Here is a 15,410-nt window from a genome sequence, read left to right as displayed (position 1 = left end):
GACGGAGACGAAACCATGAGCAAACAGATTCAAGACGCCTATATCGTCGCCGCGACCCGTACGCCGGTGGCCAAGCGCAACGGCATGTTCCGCAACGTGCGGCCGGACGACATGCTGGCTCACGTGCTACGCGCGGTGGTGGACCAGGTGCCGGGGCTGGACGCCCACGAGATCGGCGACGTGGTTGTCGGCTGTGCGATGCCGGAAGCGGAGCAGGGCATGAACGTGGCGCGCATCGGTGTGCTGCTGGCCGGCCTGCCCAACACCGTGCCGGGCATCACCATCAACCGCTTCTGTTCGTCGGGCCTGCAGGCGGTGGCGGATGCCGCGGCGCGAATCCGCCTCGGCGAGGCCGACGTGATGATCGCTGCCGGCACCGAGAGCATGACGGTGATGCCGCAGATCATGGGCAACAAGGTGTCCCTCAACCCGGCCATCTTCGCAAAGGACGAAAATCTGGGCATCGCCTTCGGCATGGGCCTCACCGCCGAGAAGGTCGCCCAGCAGTGGCAGATCGGCCGCGATGAGCAGGATGTCTTTGCGGTGCAGTCCAACCAGCGGGCGGCCGCGGCGATTGCCGCCGGTGCGTTCAGGGACGAGATCACGCCCTACACCGTACGCACCCACGTGCCCGGCGAGGGCGGCACGGTGCGCATCGTCGAACGGATCTGCGACACCGACGAAGGGCCTCGGGCCGATGCGTCGCTGCAGAGCCTCGGCAAGCTGCGCCCGGTGTTTGCTGCAAAAGGCTCGGTGACTGCCGGCAACAGCTCCCAGATGTCGGATGGCGCCGGCGCGGTGCTGCTGATGTCCGAGGCGGCGGTGAAACGCTACGGCGTCACGCCGATCGCCCGCTTCTGCAGCTATTCGGTGGCCGGCGTGCCGCCGGAGATCATGGGCATCGGCCCGATCGAGGCGATTCCCCGCGCCCTCAAGGCGGCGGGCATCGGCAAGGACGATCTCGATTGGATCGAACTCAACGAGGCTTTCGCTGCGCAGGCGCTGGCGGTAATGAAGCAGCTCGATCTCGACCCGGCCAAGGTCAACCCGCAGGGCGGCGCCATCGCCCTCGGCCACCCGCTTGGCGCCACCGGAGCGATCCGCGCGGCGACGCTGATGAGTGCCTTCCGGCGTACCCGGGCACGCTACGGGATGATCTCCATGTGCATCGGTACCGGCATGGGCGCGGCGGGCGTCTTCGAAAAGCTCTAGGCGAGCCTGGTTGGGACGACGGGCGCACTTTCCGTCGTCTCCTTTTTGCGGACAATGATGTCGCCGAGATCCAACCAAAACCCCATCGCGAGAACGAGATCATGACTGCGCCCATCCTGCTCGACATCGATGCCGGTGTCGCGACCCTCACGCTCAATCGTCCGGCGTCCCTCAACGCCTTGTCCTTCGACATGATGGCGGCGCTGTCCGAAACGACCGGTCAGCTGGCCCGCCGCAAGGACTTGAGGGTCGTGGTGGTCGCCGGGGCCGGTGAGCATTTCATGGCCGGCGGCGATCTGAAGGATTTCGCCGGCCAACTACATCTGTCTCCCGAGAGCCGGCTGGCCAGCTTCCGGGCCACTATCGAGCAGCACATCAACCCGGCCATCGAGGCGCTGGTCAGTCTCCCGGTGCCCGTGGTTGCCCGTGTGCAGGGGGCTTGCGCCGGCTTCGGTCTGTCCCTCGCGTTGGCCTGCGATCTGGTGCTGGCGGCTGACAACGCCTACTTCACGACGGCCTACGCGAGCATCGCGCTGAGTGGAGACGGCGGTGTGTCCTGGCTGCTGCCGCGCATCGTCGGTCGGCACAAGGCCTACGAGTTGCTGCTGCTTGCCGAGCGCTTCGACGCCGCGGAGGCGTTGCGGCTCGGCGTCGTGAACAAGGTGGTCCCGCTGGCGGAGCTGGATGACAGCGTCGACAAGCTGGTGCGCCGCATCGTCGACGGACCGCGGGAAACCTATGCGGAGATGAAGCGCCTGCTCGGCCAGTCGGCCTGCCATTCCCTTGATGCCCAGCTGCAGCTGGAGGCCGAGGCTTTCGCCCGCTGTGCAGCGCGGCCGGACTTCGACGAGGGGATCAACGCTTTCCTGGGCAAACGCAAGCCACGCTTCAACGGCTGAACCGATAGGCCAGCAGGCCCAGCCACTCATGCACGGCGTACCAGCCGGCGTAGGCTGTGTTCATGCTGGGCATCTCGATCGACATGTCGTCGCTGCTGACCGGGCCGGTGAGATAAGCCGTTGGTGCTGGCATGACCTCGAAGCCGGCATGTTCGAAGGCCTCCACCGAGCGTGGCATGTGGGCCGCATGGGTGACCAGCACGATACGGCGTATACCTACGGGTAGCAGCGCTGCGGCGCAAAAGTCGGCGTTCTCGCGGGTGTCCCGCGAACGGCTTTCCATCCATTTGACGGGAATCCGGAAGTCGTCCTCCAGCGCAGCTTTCATCAGCTCTGCTTCCGACTTCTTCTGTGAAGGCTGGGGCGAGCCGCCGCTCACCATGACCGGCAGGCCGGAATGCCGGGCCAGCCGGGCACCGTAGCGCAGCCGTTCCAGCGTCAGTCTATTGATCGTCATTCCATCGAATTCAGGGGCATGGCTGCGTACGCCGCCACCGAGGATGACGATCGCTTCGGCCTGGCGCAGCTTCCCCTCGTCGAGTGGCGCATAGCGCCCTTCGAGACCACGCACCAGCGGTGCAACCGAGAGCGGTGTGACCAGCAGGAGGGCGGACAGCAGACCGATCCAGGACAGCGTTTTTCCAGTACGGGGATGGTGGCGCAGCAGCAAGAGGCCTGCAGCGATGAGCAAAAGTGGCCCAAGGGGGGGCAGAGTCAAGGCGGAAACGAGCTTTTTCAGGTAGAACATGCGGAAAAGGCGGGGGCTGGGCGGCTCTCGCATTGTCGGTGAAGGACGTCGCGGCTATTATCGCAGCGTCAATCGCCAGCCGTGCAGGCTGGCCGCCATCAGGGGAACGATCATTATCTGCATCGGGTTTGAATCAGACGGGTACGACAGGGCTGCCGGGGAGCATGCTCGATGACTGGTATCGGTGTGCGCGAGGCTGTACTGGCGCTGGTCGCCGTGTTGAGTCTTTACCTGGTGGTGGTGCTGTTCCGCCTGGCCCGCCATCGGCGCGGCACTCCGCCACCGGAGACGCCGGAGCCTGCGGTGAAGGCCGAGACGCCGGTCGGGCGCGCGCCCGTGGTGGTGCCAGAGCCTGCGCCGGACGAGGCTGAAGTCTCCCGCGAGCTCCTCAACGAGCTGGAGATCCAGCAACTGCGCCAGGACATGACGCGTCTGCGCGCCGATTGCGACTTTCTACGCCGTGAGCTGGCGGTGATGCGCCACGACGTGGACCAACTCGGCGAACAGGCGCGCAGCGAACAGCAGGCCGCCCAGACAGCACGGGAGCGGACCCAATACACCCGCCCGGTTTCTCCGCAACACTCCGAGGCCATGCTGTTGGCGGGACGAGGCATGAGTGCGGCCCAGGTTGCCGAACACTGCGGCATTTCGGTTGCCGAGGCTGAACTGGTTTGTGCGTTGGCGAAGGCGGAGAGCGGATCATGACGGAACGCAATACCGACGCAACGGAAGCCGTTGAGGGTGAAGAGGATCCGCGCAAGCAGTTGTTGATCCGCGCCGGTGTCGCCGGGGGGCTGATCGCTGCGCTGCTCGGCGGCCTTTCTGTTTTCGATTACGTATCCCGACCACCGGCACCGGCGGAAGCGCCCCTGCCGACTCGCCCCATCGCGCCCGCCCAGGTGACGCCCGAGGTGGGGAGGGATGCCCCGCCGGATGTGCTGCGGGCCGGGAATGAGGCGGTTGCGCCCGAATCGGCACCGTCCCTGGAGGAGTCCGCGCCGCCGATGCTGCCTGGCGGTGGTGTGGCGTCGGATACGGAAGCGCCATCCCGCGCAATGCGCAGCGGTCGGATCGGTGAGGTAAGCCGGGGTGTGCCGCCGCAGGCCGGGGGCGCGGCGCATGCCCCTGGGCCGGTGGCGCAGAACAATGCGGCCCCCGCAGTCCAGCCGCCGGTTCCGACGGCGCCTGCTGCAGCACCGACAGCGGCGGCTCCTGCGGCCGGCGTCGTTTCGCATCAGGCTGCGGCGCAGGAGGCTCCGCGTCCGGCGCCGGCAGCATCGCAGACCTCGCGCCCGGCCGTGCCGGTTGCGCCTGCTGTGCCAGCAGCACCGCCGCCACGCCAGCTGCCGCCTGCAGGGAATGCTGCAGCGGCGCCGGCCGCCACCACTTCTGCTCCGCCGTCGCGGCCCTATGTGCTGGAGTTCGGGGTGTTCACCAGTGTGGCCAGTGCCGAAGCGCTGCGGGCGCGCTTGGCCCAGGCCGGCATTCCGTCCCAACTGGAAACTCGCGTCGTAGTCGGCCCCTTTGCCGACCGCAAGGATGCCCTCGCCGCGCAGGCGCGCCTGCGTGAAAAGGGCATCGACCCGGGAACCCTGCAGCCCCTCGGGCGCTGAACGTCACGCGCCTGAGCGAGCAGTCCTCCGGCTCTGGGGGCTTCCTCTTATTCCGTTTCGATGGTCAGGGCATGGCCGCTGCGGCAGTGCAGTGCCAGACCATGGCGTCCGGCCGTGGCCTCCGCCGTCCACACGGCGGCGGCTTCGCCGAGGCTGCGGGCAATTTCATAGCCACGCTGCTTCAGCCAGGATGGATCCACATGGCGCGCCATCAGGCGCGGTGCATTGGGTTGGCGAGGTGAGGCGAGGACGAGGTTGTAGATTCCCATGGCAATCTCCCGAGAGGTTTGCAATGGGGCAAATCTAGCTGCGGAGTATGACGGTTGTTGGTGGAGGCGCCCGGTGGCCCGTCCATCAACCGAACTGCAGGCTGTCGGCAAAGGACAGGGCGTCGAGGTGCGCGCGGTTGACCTGCTCTGCCGACAGGTGGAGCGCTTCCGATTGGGCTGCCAGATTCTTCGCGTCGAAGCCCTCCAGCGAGCAGGCGAGCTTGAGGAAGGGCGCATATACACCGTCGCCAGTGAGCAGTGCGTCGGCAATGCCGGTCGGCAGGTGCATTTCGTCGAGGGCCGTTTGCAGGCTGGCGCCGAGCAGCAGGTGCAGCATCGAGAAGGCGCCGGTGATGAAGAGATTGTCGAGTTCGCCCTTGTCGAAGAAGGCCGCGCCGATTTTCTCCATGAAGCGACCGCGGGCGATGGCTGTCTGCATCAGTGCAGGCGCGGACGGATCGCGGCTGGCCGAGACCAGCAGCACGGACAGCCATTTGTTGAGCTTCTCGTAACCGAGGATGGTCACCGCGTGGCGGAAGGACTGGATCTCGCACATCAGCCCGAAGCCGGCCGAGTTGATGTAGCGGAGCAGCTTGTAGGACAGGGCGACGTCTTGCTTGAGGACGGTCTCGATGTCCTTCACCTCGGCATTCTTGCGTACCAGATTCATGAGCCGGACGATCTGCGCATGGGATGGGGCGAGCTTGCCGTCGGTCTTGATGCCGCGCAGGAAGAACCAGCCCGATGCCCCGTCATAGCCCTGAATGACTGCTTCCTTGAAACTGGGCACATCGGGCAGGCCCCAGGCGAGGGACAGACCGGGCGGGTCGGCAGGCAGGGGTTGGCGCTTGGCGTCGATGATCACGAAGCGCCACGGCACGTTGGGTGGGAGCATCGTGTCCGGCTGGTACCAGGTCAGGTTGAGGCTGACCCCGTTGGCCTGCAGCTGGGGCAGGAGTTGCAGCGTCAGTGGATGGCCGATGGACTGGGTCGGGATCTCGATCATCGCGTTGGACGGTGCGATCCATTCCAGCATGTCGGGCGTCGGAACCAGCTTGTACAAGCTGACGAACACCGGATGTGTGGCTGGCCACACATCGGCGAGACCATCGAGGGTTTCCACGGCCTGGGCAACTGATGCGGCATGAACAACCAGCCGGTTGGCGGTGATCTTGTACTGCTTGTTGATGACGGGTTCGCGGGTGATCAGCGCTGCATTGCTCATGGACTCGGGGCTCCGTTACGCGGGCTCAGGCCGCCTTGGCGTCGTTCGAGAAACTGAAGGCGTCCGCATAGAAAGCCTCCACCGAAAGGCCGCAGCGCTCGGTGAGATCCTTGCGGGCGGCGTCGATCATCGCCGGCGAGCCGCAGGCGTACACCTCGTGGCCCGACAGGTCCGGCAGGTCGGCCATCAGCGCTTCATGGGCGAAACCGGTGCGACCCGTCCAATTGTCGGCTGCGGGCGCATCGGAGAGCACCGGTACGAAGCGGAAGCCCGGCAGGCGCGCCTCCCAGCTGCGGGCGATGTCGAGCTGATACAGGCCGGCCGCGTCGCGGCTACCCCAGTAGAGGGTCATCGGGCGCTTGAGGCCGGTGGCGATGGCGTTCTCGACGATGCTCTTGATCGGTGCGAAGCCGGTGCCGCCGGCCAGCAGCACGACCGGCTTCGGTGAGCCTTCCTGCAGGCGGAAGCTGCCGAGCGGGCCTTCGAAGCGCAGGATGTCCTTTTCCTTGAGTTTCTCGAAGACGTGGGTAGTGAACTGGCCGCCGGGCACCAGGCGGATGTGCAGTTCGAGGAAGTCGGCACCGGTCGGTGCATTGGCGATGGAGAAGCTGCGCCGCTTGCCGTCGGCGAGCAGGAAGTCGATGTACTGACCGGCGACGAACTGGAACTTCTCACTGGCCGGCAGCTTGATCTCGAGAACGATCACATCGTCGGCTGCGCGGGTGATCTTCTGTACGCGGCACGGCAGTTTCTTGACCGGGATGTCGCCGGCACGGGTCACCTGGCGCACTTCGATGTTGAGGTCGGAGCGGGGCTGGGCGCAGCACAGCAGCGCCAGGCCGCGCTCCCGCTCGTCGGCGGTCAGCGTGGATTCCGAATAACGGCCGAGGTCTACTTCGCCGGACAGGACCTGGCTCTTGCACACCCCACAGGCGCCGTCACGGCAGCTGTAGGGGAGCAGCAGGCCGGCCGTGAGGGCGGCCTCGAGAAGGGTTTCGTCGGCGTTGGCAGAATACTGGAGTCCGCTGGGTTGGAGGGTGACCTGGAACGACATGATGGGTGGCCGTGAGATAATCGATTAATGAAACGTCGAAATATGAAGAAAGTGCTGATTGTCGGCAGCGGAGACGTGGCCCGCCGGATCATTCCGTGGCTGGCGCGGCGCTTTCGCGTGCGTGCGGTGGTCCGCCGGGCGGAGGAGGGCGCCGTGTTGCGGGCTTTGGGCGCGCAGCCCATCGTGGCTGATCTGGATCGGCCCGACAGCTTGGCACGCCTTGCCGGCATTGCCGATTACATATTGCATTGCGCGCCGCCGCCCGCCGCGGGGCGAGATGATCCGCGTACCCGACATCTGCTTGCAGCCCTTGTGCATCGCGGAAGTCTACCACGACGGCTAAGCTATATTAGTACCACCGGTGTGTACGGGGACTGTGGTGGCGCCTGGGCCGACGAGACCCGGCCGTTGCAGGCGGCGTCTCCGCGCGGCCTGCGACGTGTGGCGGCGGAAGAGCATCTGCGGGCTTTCGGGCAGCGTACTGGATGCCGGGTAAGTATCCTGCGGGCGCCGGGCATCTACGATGCCGCCGATCGTCTGCCAGTGGCCCGCCTGCAGAAGGGCGACCCGGTGCTGGCGCCGCAAGACGACGTATTCACCAACCACATCCATGCCGACGATCTGGCGCGGTTGCTGGTGCTGGCCCTGTTCCGCGGCGGGCCGAACCGGGTCTATAACGCCTGCGATGACAGCGCGCTGCGTATGGGCGATTATTTCGATCTGGTTGCCGATACGCTCGGCCTGCCGAGGCCGCCGCGTCTGCCGCGTAGCGAGCTGGCCGGACGACTGTCGGAAATGACGCTTTCCTTCATGGCCGAGTCCCGCCGTCTGAAGAACGATCGCATCAAGCGTGAGTTGCACGCACGTCTGCGTTATCCGACGGTTGCCGATGCGTTGCGGACACGTCCCGCCACTTCCTGAATACTTTCATCCTCCGAGTCGAGACCATGCTCTACCTGAGTATCAAAGCCCTGCACATCATCTTCGTCGTCAGCTGGTTTGCTGGCCTGTTCTACCTGCCGCGCCTGTTCGTCAACCATGCGATGGTCACCGACAAGGCCACCATCGAGCGTCTGACGCTGATGGAGAACAAGCTCTATCGTTTCATGACGCCGTTGGGCATCCTGGCCGTCGGTTTGGGCATGTGGCTGTGGTTCGGCTTCGGCCTGGCGGGTGGCTGGCTGCACGCCAAGACTGCGCTGGTCACGCTGCTGATCGTTTATCACCTGTATTGCGGCCGCCTGATGCGTGCCTTTGCCGAAGGGCGCAACACGCGCAGCCACGTGTGGTACCGCTTTTTCAACGAAGTGCCGGTGCTGGTGCTGTTCGTCGTGGTGTTCCTGGTCGTCCTGAAGCCCTTTTGATTTTCCGAACGGATTGCAATCTTGAATTTCTTTGCCCCTTGTCCCCGCGGCCTCGAGTCGCTCCTTGCCGATGAACTCCGCGCCCTCGGCGCCACCGACGGGAAGGTCATTCCCGGCGGCGTACAGTTTTCCGGCGACTGGGCCCTGTGCTATCGCGCCAACCTGGAGAGCCGGCTGGCGACCCGCGTGCTGTGGCAGATCAGCATGGGCCGCTACCGCAGCGAGGAGGACGTGTACCGCATCGCCTACGCGCCGACCTGGGCGCGCTGGTTCACGGCCGACCAGACCATTCGCGTCTTCGTCACCGCCCACAAGTCGCCGCTGCGCAGCCTGGAATTCACGACGCTGAAGATCAAGGACGCGGTGTGCGACCACTTCCGCACTGTCGTCGGCCGGCGCCCGGACGTGGACACCCAGACGCCGGACATCCGCATCCATGCCTTCCTGTCGGCAGATACCGTGACGCTGTATCTGGATACCTCGGGCGATCCGCTCTACAAACGTGGTTTCAAGCAGGCTGCGGTGGAGGCTCCGTTGAAGGAGAATCTGGCCGCCGGCATCCTGCGCCTGACCGGCTGGAAGCCGGGTGAGGAAGCCTTGTGCGACCCGATGTGTGGCAGCGGCACCTTCCTCATCGAAGCAGCCCAGATGGCCCTCGACGTGGCGCCGGGCCTCGGGCGACACTTCGCCTTCGAGCGTTTCAAGCACTATGAGCGCGACACCTGGCTGCCGATCCGCAAGGCCGCCGAGGCGCGCCGCAAGGCACCGCGCAAGCTGGGGATCTACGGTTCGGACATTCTCGAGTCCCAGCAGCGCAAAGCTTATGTGAATCTGCGCAGCGCCGGCCTGGAAGGCTGCGTGGAAGTCGGGCGGGCCGACCTGCTCGACCTCAAGGCGCCGGCGTCCGCCGGTGTGCTGGTCGCCAACCCACCCTACGGTGTGCGCCTGTCCGACACTGCCGAACTGGAAGCCTTCTACCCCAAGCTCGGCGATGCGCTGAAGGCCAACTGGACAGGTTGGCGCTGCTACTTCTTCACCGGCGACCCGGCCTTGCCAAAGGGCGTCCGTCTCAAGGCCAGCAAGCGCACTCCGCTGTTCAACGGTGCCATCGAATGCCGCCTGTTCGAGTACCTGATGGTCACCGGCTCGGCCCGCAAACCCAAGCCGTCAGATGAAAACACCTCGGACTAAAGGCGTCCAGAAAGCGTAGCGAGCGGCCCGAGGTCGCGGCGAGGCGCACAGCCGTACATGAGAGTACGGCGAGCACCGCAGTCGCGAGATCGGACCGCGCAGTAGCTTTACGGGCGTCTTTAGACGATGTCGAGGTTCTGGATGCCGGAGGGGGTCATGTCCCGATCGCCACGGCGGCTCTTCAGCTTGATCTGCAGGCGCAGGTCGTTCATCGAGTCGGCGTTGCGCAGGGCGTCCTCGTAGCTGATCAGGCTCCGCTCGTAGAGATCGAAGAGACTCTGGTCGAAGGTCTGCATGCCGAGCTCGCTGGAGCGCTTCATGACTTCCTTGATGCCCGGGATCTCGCCCTTGAAGATCAGGTCGGAGATCAGCGGCGAGTTGAGCATCACTTCCACTGCCGGCACGCGGCCCTTGCGGTCGCACATCGGCAGCAGGCGCTGGGAGATCAGTGCCCGCAGATTGAGGGACAGGTCCATCAGCAGCTGGTGGCGGCGCTCTTCCGGGAAGAAGTTGACGATCCGGTCGATGGCCTGGTTGGCGCTGTTGGCGTGCAGCGTGGCCAGGCACAGGTGGCCGGTTTCGGCGAAGGCGATGGCGTAGTCCATCGTCTCCCGGTCGCGGATCTCGCCCATCAGGATCACGTCCGGGGCTTGGCGCAGGGTGTTCTTCAGCGCCGGTTCCCAGGATTCGGTGTCGATACCGACTTCCCGCTGCGTGACGATGCAGTTCTTGTGGGCATGCACGAACTCGATCGGATCTTCGACGGTGATGATGTGGCCGTAGCTCTTTTCATTGCGGTAGTCCACCATCGCCGCCAGCGAAGTGGTCTTGCCGGTGCCAGTGCCGCCGACGAAGATAACCAGGCCGCGCTTGGACATGGTGATGTCCTTCAGCACCGGCGGCAGGCCGAGGTCGTCGAAGGTCGGGATCTTCTGCGGGATGGTCCGCAGCACCATGCCCACCTGGCCCTGCTGGATGAAGGCGTTGGCGCGGAAGCGGCCGATGCCCGGCGGGGAGATTGCGAAGTTGCACTCCTTGGTGGCTTCGAATTCCTGGGCCTGGCGGTCGCTCATGATCACCCGCGCCAGTTCCATGGTGTGGGTGTGGGTGAGTTGCTGGTTCGACTGCGGCACGATCTTGCCGTCGATCTTGATCGCCGGCGGGAAGGCCGCCGTGATGAAGAGGTCGGAGCCATTCTTCTGCAGCATCAGCCGCAGCAGGTCGTGCATGAACTTGAGGGCCTGATCGCGTTCCATGGTGCGTTCCTGTCACCGGCGCGGCCGGTGGTTGCGGTTGTAGGACGGGGACGAAGAGGCTTTAGGCCGGGAAACTGTCCTTGTTCTGGGCTTTCAGACGGGCTTCGGCGCCCGACACGATATTGCGCCGGACCATGTCGGCCAGGCATTGGTCGAGGGTCTGCATCCCCACGTTCTGGCTGGTCTGGATCGCCGAATACATCTGGGCGACCTTGTTCTCCCGGATCAGGTTACGAATGGCCGGGGTGCCGATCATGATCTCGTGGGCGGCGACACGGCCGGTGCCGTCCTTGGTCTTCAGCAGGGTCTGGGAGATCACCGCCCGCAGGGACTCGGACATCATCGCGCGGACCATGTCCTTCTCGGCGGCCGGGAAGACGTCCACGATACGGTCGATGGTCTTGGCGGCGGACGAGGTGTGCAGCGTGCCGAACACCAGGTGGCCGGTTTCGGCGGCGGTCAGCGCCAGGCGGATGGTTTCCAGATCGCGCATTTCACCGACCAGCACCACGTCCGGGTCTTCCCGCAGCGCCGAGCGCAGTGCAGCATTGAAGGAATGGGTGTCGCGCATGACTTCCCGCTGGTTGATCAGGCAGCGCTTGGATTCATGCACGAATTCGATCGGATCCTCGATGGTCAGGATGTGGCCGTATTCGTTCTCGTTGACGTAATCCACCATCGCCGCCAGCGTCGTGGACTTGCCCGAACCCGTCGGGCCGGTGACCAGCACGATGCCCCGCGGCTGGATGGCGATGTCCTTGAAGATCTTCGGGCAGTTCAGTTCATCGAGGGTCAGCACCTTGGACGGAATGACCCGGAACACCGCCGCGGCGCCGCGGTTCTGATTGAAGGCATTGACCCGGAAGCGCGCCAGGTTGGGGATCTCGAAGGAGAAGTCGGTTTCGAACTGTTCCTCGTACTGCTTGCGCTGGGAGTCATTCATGATGTCGTACACCATGCCATGGACATCCTTGTGCACCAGCGCGGGCAGGTTGATGCGGCGCACGTCGCCGTGCACGCGGATCATCGGTGGCAGGCCGGCCGAGATATGCAGGTCGGATGCCTTGTTCTTGACGGTGAAAGCGAGCAGTTCGGTGATGTCCATCGTGGTGACTCGTTGCGGGCAGCAGGATTACGGATAACCGGGGCAAGCGTGCAAAACGGGCAGCGCCAGAGCCGATGCTATACTCAACGGCCTCTTTAGCCCAGATTCGCGCTTTGGCAGATTATAAATCAGGCATTTCCGGCCGCCTTCAAAACCTTGTCATGCGCATCGCGTCGGCGGCGCAGGCTGCGGGGCGTCGGCCGGCCGAGGTCCGCCTGCTGGCGGTGAGCAAGACCTGGCCCGCCGACAGCGTGCGCGAGGCCGCCGCCGCGGGGCAGCAGGCCTTCGGCGAGAACTATGTGCAGGAAGGTGTCGCCAAGGTCGAGGCGCTGGCCGGCCTCGGGCTCGAATGGCATTTCATCGGTCCGCTGCAGAGCAACAAGACGCGGCTGGTGGCCAACCACTTCGCGTGGGTGCATTCCATCGACCGCCTGAAGATCGCCGAGCGCCTGTCCGAGCAGCGTGACGTGCATCTGCCGCCGCTCAATGTGTGCATCCAGGTCAATGTGAGCGGCGAGGACAGCAAGAGCGGCGTGGCGCCGGCCGAACTGGTGGAGCTGGCGAAGGCCGTGGCCGCGCTGCCGCGCCTGCGCCTGCGCGGTCTGATGGCGATCCCCGAACCGACTCCCGACGTAGCCGTGCAGAGGGCACGTTTTGCCAGCCTGCGGGCCCTGCGCGATGAACTCAATGGGGCCGGCTACGGTCTCGATACCCTGTCGATGGGCATGTCCGACGACCTGGAGGCGGCGATCGCCGAAGGTTCGACGATGGTCCGCGTGGGCACGGCGATCTTCGGATCGCGCGCCTGAAGCATTTCCCTTTGAATCCAACTGGTGGAACGAATCCGATGAAAATCACCTTCCTGGGTGGCGGCAACATGGCGGCGGCCCTGATCGGCGGCCTGGTCAAGCAAGGTTTCAAGGCGGCGGACGTGCAAGCCGTCGAGCTGTCGGCCGAAGGCCGCGCCAAACTGGAAAGCCTCTTCGGCGTGCGCGCCGTCGAATCCCTCGACGATCAGGCGCTGGCTTGCGACGTGCTGGTGCTGGCGGTCAAGCCGCAACAGCTGAAGGCCGCCGTGGCGCCGATCGCCGGCCGTCTGAGCACGCAGGTGGTGGTCAGTATCGCCGCCGGCCTGCGCCTGACCGACATCGGCCGTTGGCTGGGTGATTACCGCAAGCTGGTGCGGGCCATGCCGAACACGCCGGCCCTGATCGGCGCCGGCATCACCGGCCTGTTCGCCGATCCGTCCGTCGATGCGGAAGGGCGTGACGCCGCCGCCAAGGTGCTGGCGGCGGTCGGCAGTGTGGTGTGGGTGGCCGACGAGGCGCAGATCGACGGCGTTACCGCGGTGTCCGGCAGCGGCCCGGCTTATGTCTTCCACTTCATCGAATGCTTGCAGGCGGCCGGCGAGTCCCTCGGCTTCGACGCCGACACCGCCCGCAAGCTGGCCATCGACACGGTGCTTGGTGCGGCCAAGCTGGCGGCCAGCAGCGAGGAATCCCCGGCGGTGCTGCGCGAGCGCGTCACCTCCAAGGGCGGCACCACCGCCGCAGCGCTGGCGTCCTTCGCCGCCGACGGCTTCCCGGCCATCGTGACCCGCGCGGTGGCGGCGGCCGAGGCCCGCGGCCGCGAGCTGGGCGAACAGCTCGGCCGCGACTGAGCGCGGAGCCCGGCCATGCTCGGAAACCTGTTCCTGACCATCGTCGAAACCCTCGGAAGTCTGCTTTCCGGCGTGCTGCTGGCGCGTTTCGTGATGCAGTGGCAGCGGATTTCCTTCCGCAATCCGATCGGCAATTTCGTGCTGGCCACCACCGATTGGGTGGTGGTGCCGCTGCGCCGCTTCATTCCGGGGCTGTTCGGGCTGGATATCGCCAGCCTGCTGCCGGCCTGGATCGTGCAGACGCTGGTGGTGTTCGTCACGCTGTGGGTACGCGGCATCATCGGCATCACCGATCCCGTCAGCCTGCTGGTGGTGATGTGGGGCGTCGGCTTGCTCGAGACCATCAAGGCGGCGCTATACCTGCTGATGGGTGTCGTGCTGATGTCGGCGATCCTGTCGTGGGTCAATCCGTATGCGCCGATGGCGGGTGTCATCAATGCGCTGGCCGAGCCTTTCCTGCGTCCGTTCCGCCGCGTCATCCCGGCGATCGGTGGGGTGGACCTGACGCCGATCGCGTTGCTGCTGCTGCTCCAGGTGCTGCTCAGCGCGCTGGCGATGGGCAAGTACATGCTGATCGGGCTGGCCTGAGCCATGACCTGGTTGAGCCGGGCTGCCGACGGCAGCGTGATCCTGACGCTGCACATCCAGCCCGGCGCCAAGAAGACCGAATTCGCCGGCCTGTACGGCGAGGCTCTCAAGATCCGCCTCGCCGCGCCGCCGGTGGACGGCAAGGCCAACGCAGCCTTGATCGCCTTTCTGGCCAAGACCTGCGGAGTGCCCAAGGCATCCGTGGAACTGGTCAGCGGCGACACCTCGCGCAGCAAGCGGGTCCGCGTGAGCGGCGCCGACCCCGCGCATCTCCTCGCGCTGGAGCAGGCGGCGGCCTGAATCCCTAGCCCGCCTTCAGCATTTCGATGAAGGCGCGCAGGCCAGCTGGCGGCAGGCGGCGGCTCGGGTAATACAGGTAGAAGCCCGGTTCGGCCGGGCGCCAGTCGTCCAGTACCGTCGCCAAGCGGCCGGCCGCCACGCCGGCGGCGGCGCTTTGTTGATAGACGTAAGCCAGCCCGAGCCCATCCTCGGCGGCGCGGACCATCAGCGGCATCTCGCCCACATCCAGCGGACCGTCCACGTCCACCTCCAGTTTTTCCCCATCCTTCTCGAACTCCCAGCGGTACAGTGCGCCGCTCGGAAAGCGGATGCGCACGCAGCGGTGCGTGTGCAGTTCGCGGGGATGTTGCGGGATGCCGGAGTTGCGCAGGTAGTCCGGCGATGCGATGACCACGAAGCGCTGGCGCGGACCCAGTGAAACGGCAACCATGTCCTGCTGCAGGCTCTCGCCAAAGCGCACGCCGGCATCGAAGCCAGCCGCGACGATATCCACCAGTGCGTCGTCGGCGACGATTTCCAGGCGCATGCCCGGGTGGGCGAGCAGGAAGCGCGTGGCCAGCGGCGCCAGCACGTGTTCGGCGGCGAAGCGCGGTGCGTTGATGCGCAGGGTGCCGCGCGGCGAGTCTCGGAAGGCATTGACCTCGTCGAGCGCGCTGTCGATGTCCAGCAAGGCCGGGGTCAGGCGATCGAGCAGGTGCTGGCCGGCTTCGCTGGGTGCCACGCTGCGCGTCGTGCGGTTGAGCAGGCGGACCCCGAGGCGGGTCTCCAGCCCGCGCAGGGTATGACTCAGCGCCGATGGCGAGACGCCCAGCTCGACGGCCGCCCGGCGGAAGCTGCGCAGACGGGCGACGGTGGCGAAAGCTTGCAGGTCGGCAAGGCAGGCGCGGTTCATATTGATGAAATTGGCTCAGCAGGTCATCGAGTAT

18 protein-coding genes are annotated in these 15,410 nt (G+C 65.7%); 11 read left to right on the top strand and 7 right to left on the bottom strand.

Going from position 1 to position 15,410, the window contains the following annotated elements; translation table 11 throughout:
* Positions 1–15: 15 nt before the first annotated feature.
* Together AC1PQG_RS16610 and AC1PQG_RS16605 are read left to right on the top strand one after the other, a co-directional pair.
* Positions 16–1,212, top strand: a complete 1,197-nt coding sequence (locus tag AC1PQG_RS16610; protein WP_481118923.1) for an acetyl-CoA C-acyltransferase — start codon at positions 16–18, stop codon at positions 1,210–1,212.
* A gap of 101 nt (positions 1,213–1,313) precedes the next feature.
* Entirely contained in the window at positions 1,314–2,111 is a 798-nt protein-coding gene (locus AC1PQG_RS16605) for an enoyl-CoA hydratase (RefSeq protein ID WP_481118922.1), read from the top strand.
* Here the strand turns inward: AC1PQG_RS16605 and AC1PQG_RS16600 are convergent.
* Positions 2,101–2,802, bottom strand: a complete 702-nt coding sequence (locus AC1PQG_RS16600; protein WP_481118921.1) for a YdcF family protein — start codon at positions 2,800–2,802, stop codon at positions 2,101–2,103. The two genes, AC1PQG_RS16605 and AC1PQG_RS16600, sit on opposite strands and share 11 nt — an antisense overlap.
* A gap of 228 nt (positions 2,803–3,030) precedes the next feature.
* Between AC1PQG_RS16600 and AC1PQG_RS16595 the strand changes: the two genes are divergently transcribed.
* Positions 3,031–3,564, top strand: a complete 534-nt coding sequence (locus tag AC1PQG_RS16595) for a DUF2802 domain-containing protein (RefSeq protein WP_481118920.1) — start codon at positions 3,031–3,033, stop codon at positions 3,562–3,564.
* The gene (locus AC1PQG_RS16590; protein WP_481118919.1) at positions 3,561–4,472 is read left to right on the top strand and encodes an SPOR domain-containing protein; all 912 of its coding nucleotides are present in this window, start codon (positions 3,561–3,563) and stop codon (positions 4,470–4,472) included. Before AC1PQG_RS16595 ends, AC1PQG_RS16590 begins: the two co-directional genes overlap by 4 nt.
* 47 nt (positions 4,473–4,519) lie before the next feature.
* Here AC1PQG_RS16590 and AC1PQG_RS16585 read toward each other — a convergent pair whose 3' ends face one another.
* The 3 genes from AC1PQG_RS16585 to AC1PQG_RS16575 all read right to left on the bottom strand — a co-directional run bounded on the left by AC1PQG_RS16585 (position 4,520) and on the right by AC1PQG_RS16575 (position 7,020).
* Positions 4,520–4,741: a hypothetical protein gene (locus AC1PQG_RS16585; protein WP_481118918.1), complete on the bottom strand. Its 222-nt coding sequence runs from the start codon at positions 4,739–4,741 to the stop codon at positions 4,520–4,522.
* Between the two features lie 85 nt (positions 4,742–4,826).
* On the bottom strand, positions 4,827–5,966 hold the full coding sequence (locus tag AC1PQG_RS16580) for an EAL and HDOD domain-containing protein (protein ID WP_481118917.1): 1,140 nt from the start codon (positions 5,964–5,966) through the stop codon (positions 4,827–4,829).
* Positions 5,967–5,991: 25 nt separating this feature from the next.
* On the bottom strand, positions 5,992–7,020 hold the full coding sequence (locus AC1PQG_RS16575; RefSeq protein ID WP_481118916.1) for a CDP-6-deoxy-delta-3,4-glucoseen reductase: 1,029 nt from the start codon (positions 7,018–7,020) through the stop codon (positions 5,992–5,994).
* Positions 7,021–7,062: 42 nt separating this feature from the next.
* Between AC1PQG_RS16575 and AC1PQG_RS16570 the strand changes: the two genes are divergently transcribed.
* Genes AC1PQG_RS16570 through AC1PQG_RS16560 form a run of 3 tightly spaced genes read left to right on the top strand, consistent with a single transcriptional unit; the run spans position 7,063 to position 9,575 of the window.
* Positions 7,063–7,941, top strand: a complete 879-nt coding sequence (locus AC1PQG_RS16570) for an NAD-dependent epimerase/dehydratase family protein (RefSeq protein ID WP_481118915.1) — start codon at positions 7,063–7,065, stop codon at positions 7,939–7,941.
* A gap of 26 nt (positions 7,942–7,967) precedes the next feature.
* The gene (locus AC1PQG_RS16565; RefSeq protein WP_481118914.1) at positions 7,968–8,384 is read left to right on the top strand and encodes a CopD family protein; all 417 of its coding nucleotides are present in this window, start codon (positions 7,968–7,970) and stop codon (positions 8,382–8,384) included.
* Positions 8,385–8,405: 21 nt separating this feature from the next.
* Positions 8,406–9,575, top strand: coding sequence for a THUMP domain-containing class I SAM-dependent RNA methyltransferase (locus AC1PQG_RS16560; RefSeq protein ID WP_481118913.1), 1,170 nt, complete (start codon positions 8,406–8,408; stop codon positions 9,573–9,575).
* Positions 9,576–9,694: 119 nt separating this feature from the next.
* Here AC1PQG_RS16560 and AC1PQG_RS16555 read toward each other — a convergent pair whose 3' ends face one another.
* Together AC1PQG_RS16555 and AC1PQG_RS16550 are read right to left on the bottom strand one after the other, a co-directional pair.
* Positions 9,695–10,831 (bottom strand): PilT/PilU family type 4a pilus ATPase, encoded by a 1,137-nt coding sequence (locus tag AC1PQG_RS16555; RefSeq protein ID WP_481118912.1) that lies wholly within the window; start codon positions 10,829–10,831, stop codon positions 9,695–9,697.
* 61 nt (positions 10,832–10,892) lie between these two features.
* Positions 10,893–11,936, bottom strand: a complete 1,044-nt coding sequence (locus AC1PQG_RS16550; protein ID WP_481118911.1) for a type IV pilus twitching motility protein PilT — start codon at positions 11,934–11,936, stop codon at positions 10,893–10,895.
* 74 nt (positions 11,937–12,010) lie between these two features.
* Between AC1PQG_RS16550 and AC1PQG_RS16545 the strand changes: the two genes are divergently transcribed.
* From AC1PQG_RS16545 to AC1PQG_RS16530, 4 genes are read left to right on the top strand one after another with little or no spacing between them, the layout of a single operon-like run.
* The gene (locus tag AC1PQG_RS16545) at positions 12,011–12,745 is read left to right on the top strand and encodes a YggS family pyridoxal phosphate-dependent enzyme (protein WP_481118910.1); all 735 of its coding nucleotides are present in this window, start codon (positions 12,011–12,013) and stop codon (positions 12,743–12,745) included.
* A gap of 38 nt (positions 12,746–12,783) precedes the next feature.
* Positions 12,784–13,596, top strand: coding sequence for a pyrroline-5-carboxylate reductase (gene proC / locus AC1PQG_RS16540; protein WP_481118909.1), 813 nt, complete (start codon positions 12,784–12,786; stop codon positions 13,594–13,596).
* Between the two features lie 15 nt (positions 13,597–13,611).
* Positions 13,612–14,184 carry a YggT family protein gene (locus AC1PQG_RS16535; protein WP_481118908.1) on the top strand — a complete coding sequence of 191 codons (573 nt, stop codon included), beginning with the start codon at positions 13,612–13,614 and terminating at the stop codon, positions 14,182–14,184.
* 3 nt (positions 14,185–14,187) lie between these two features.
* Positions 14,188–14,484, top strand: coding sequence for a DUF167 domain-containing protein (locus AC1PQG_RS16530; protein ID WP_481118907.1), 297 nt, complete (start codon positions 14,188–14,190; stop codon positions 14,482–14,484).
* 4 nt (positions 14,485–14,488) lie between these two features.
* On the opposite strand, the gene AC1PQG_RS16525 is transcribed toward AC1PQG_RS16530, so the two are convergent.
* A complete protein-coding gene (locus tag AC1PQG_RS16525; RefSeq protein WP_481118906.1) occupies positions 14,489–15,376 on the bottom strand; it encodes a LysR family transcriptional regulator in 888 nt (295 codons plus the stop codon).
* Positions 15,377–15,410 lie beyond the last annotated feature (34 nt).

The sequence above is a fragment of the Zoogloea sp. GDB6 genome (assembly GCF_056724105.1).
The sequence above is the reverse complement of the archived record's forward strand: the minus strand, read 5'-3'. Positions and strand labels throughout refer to the sequence as shown.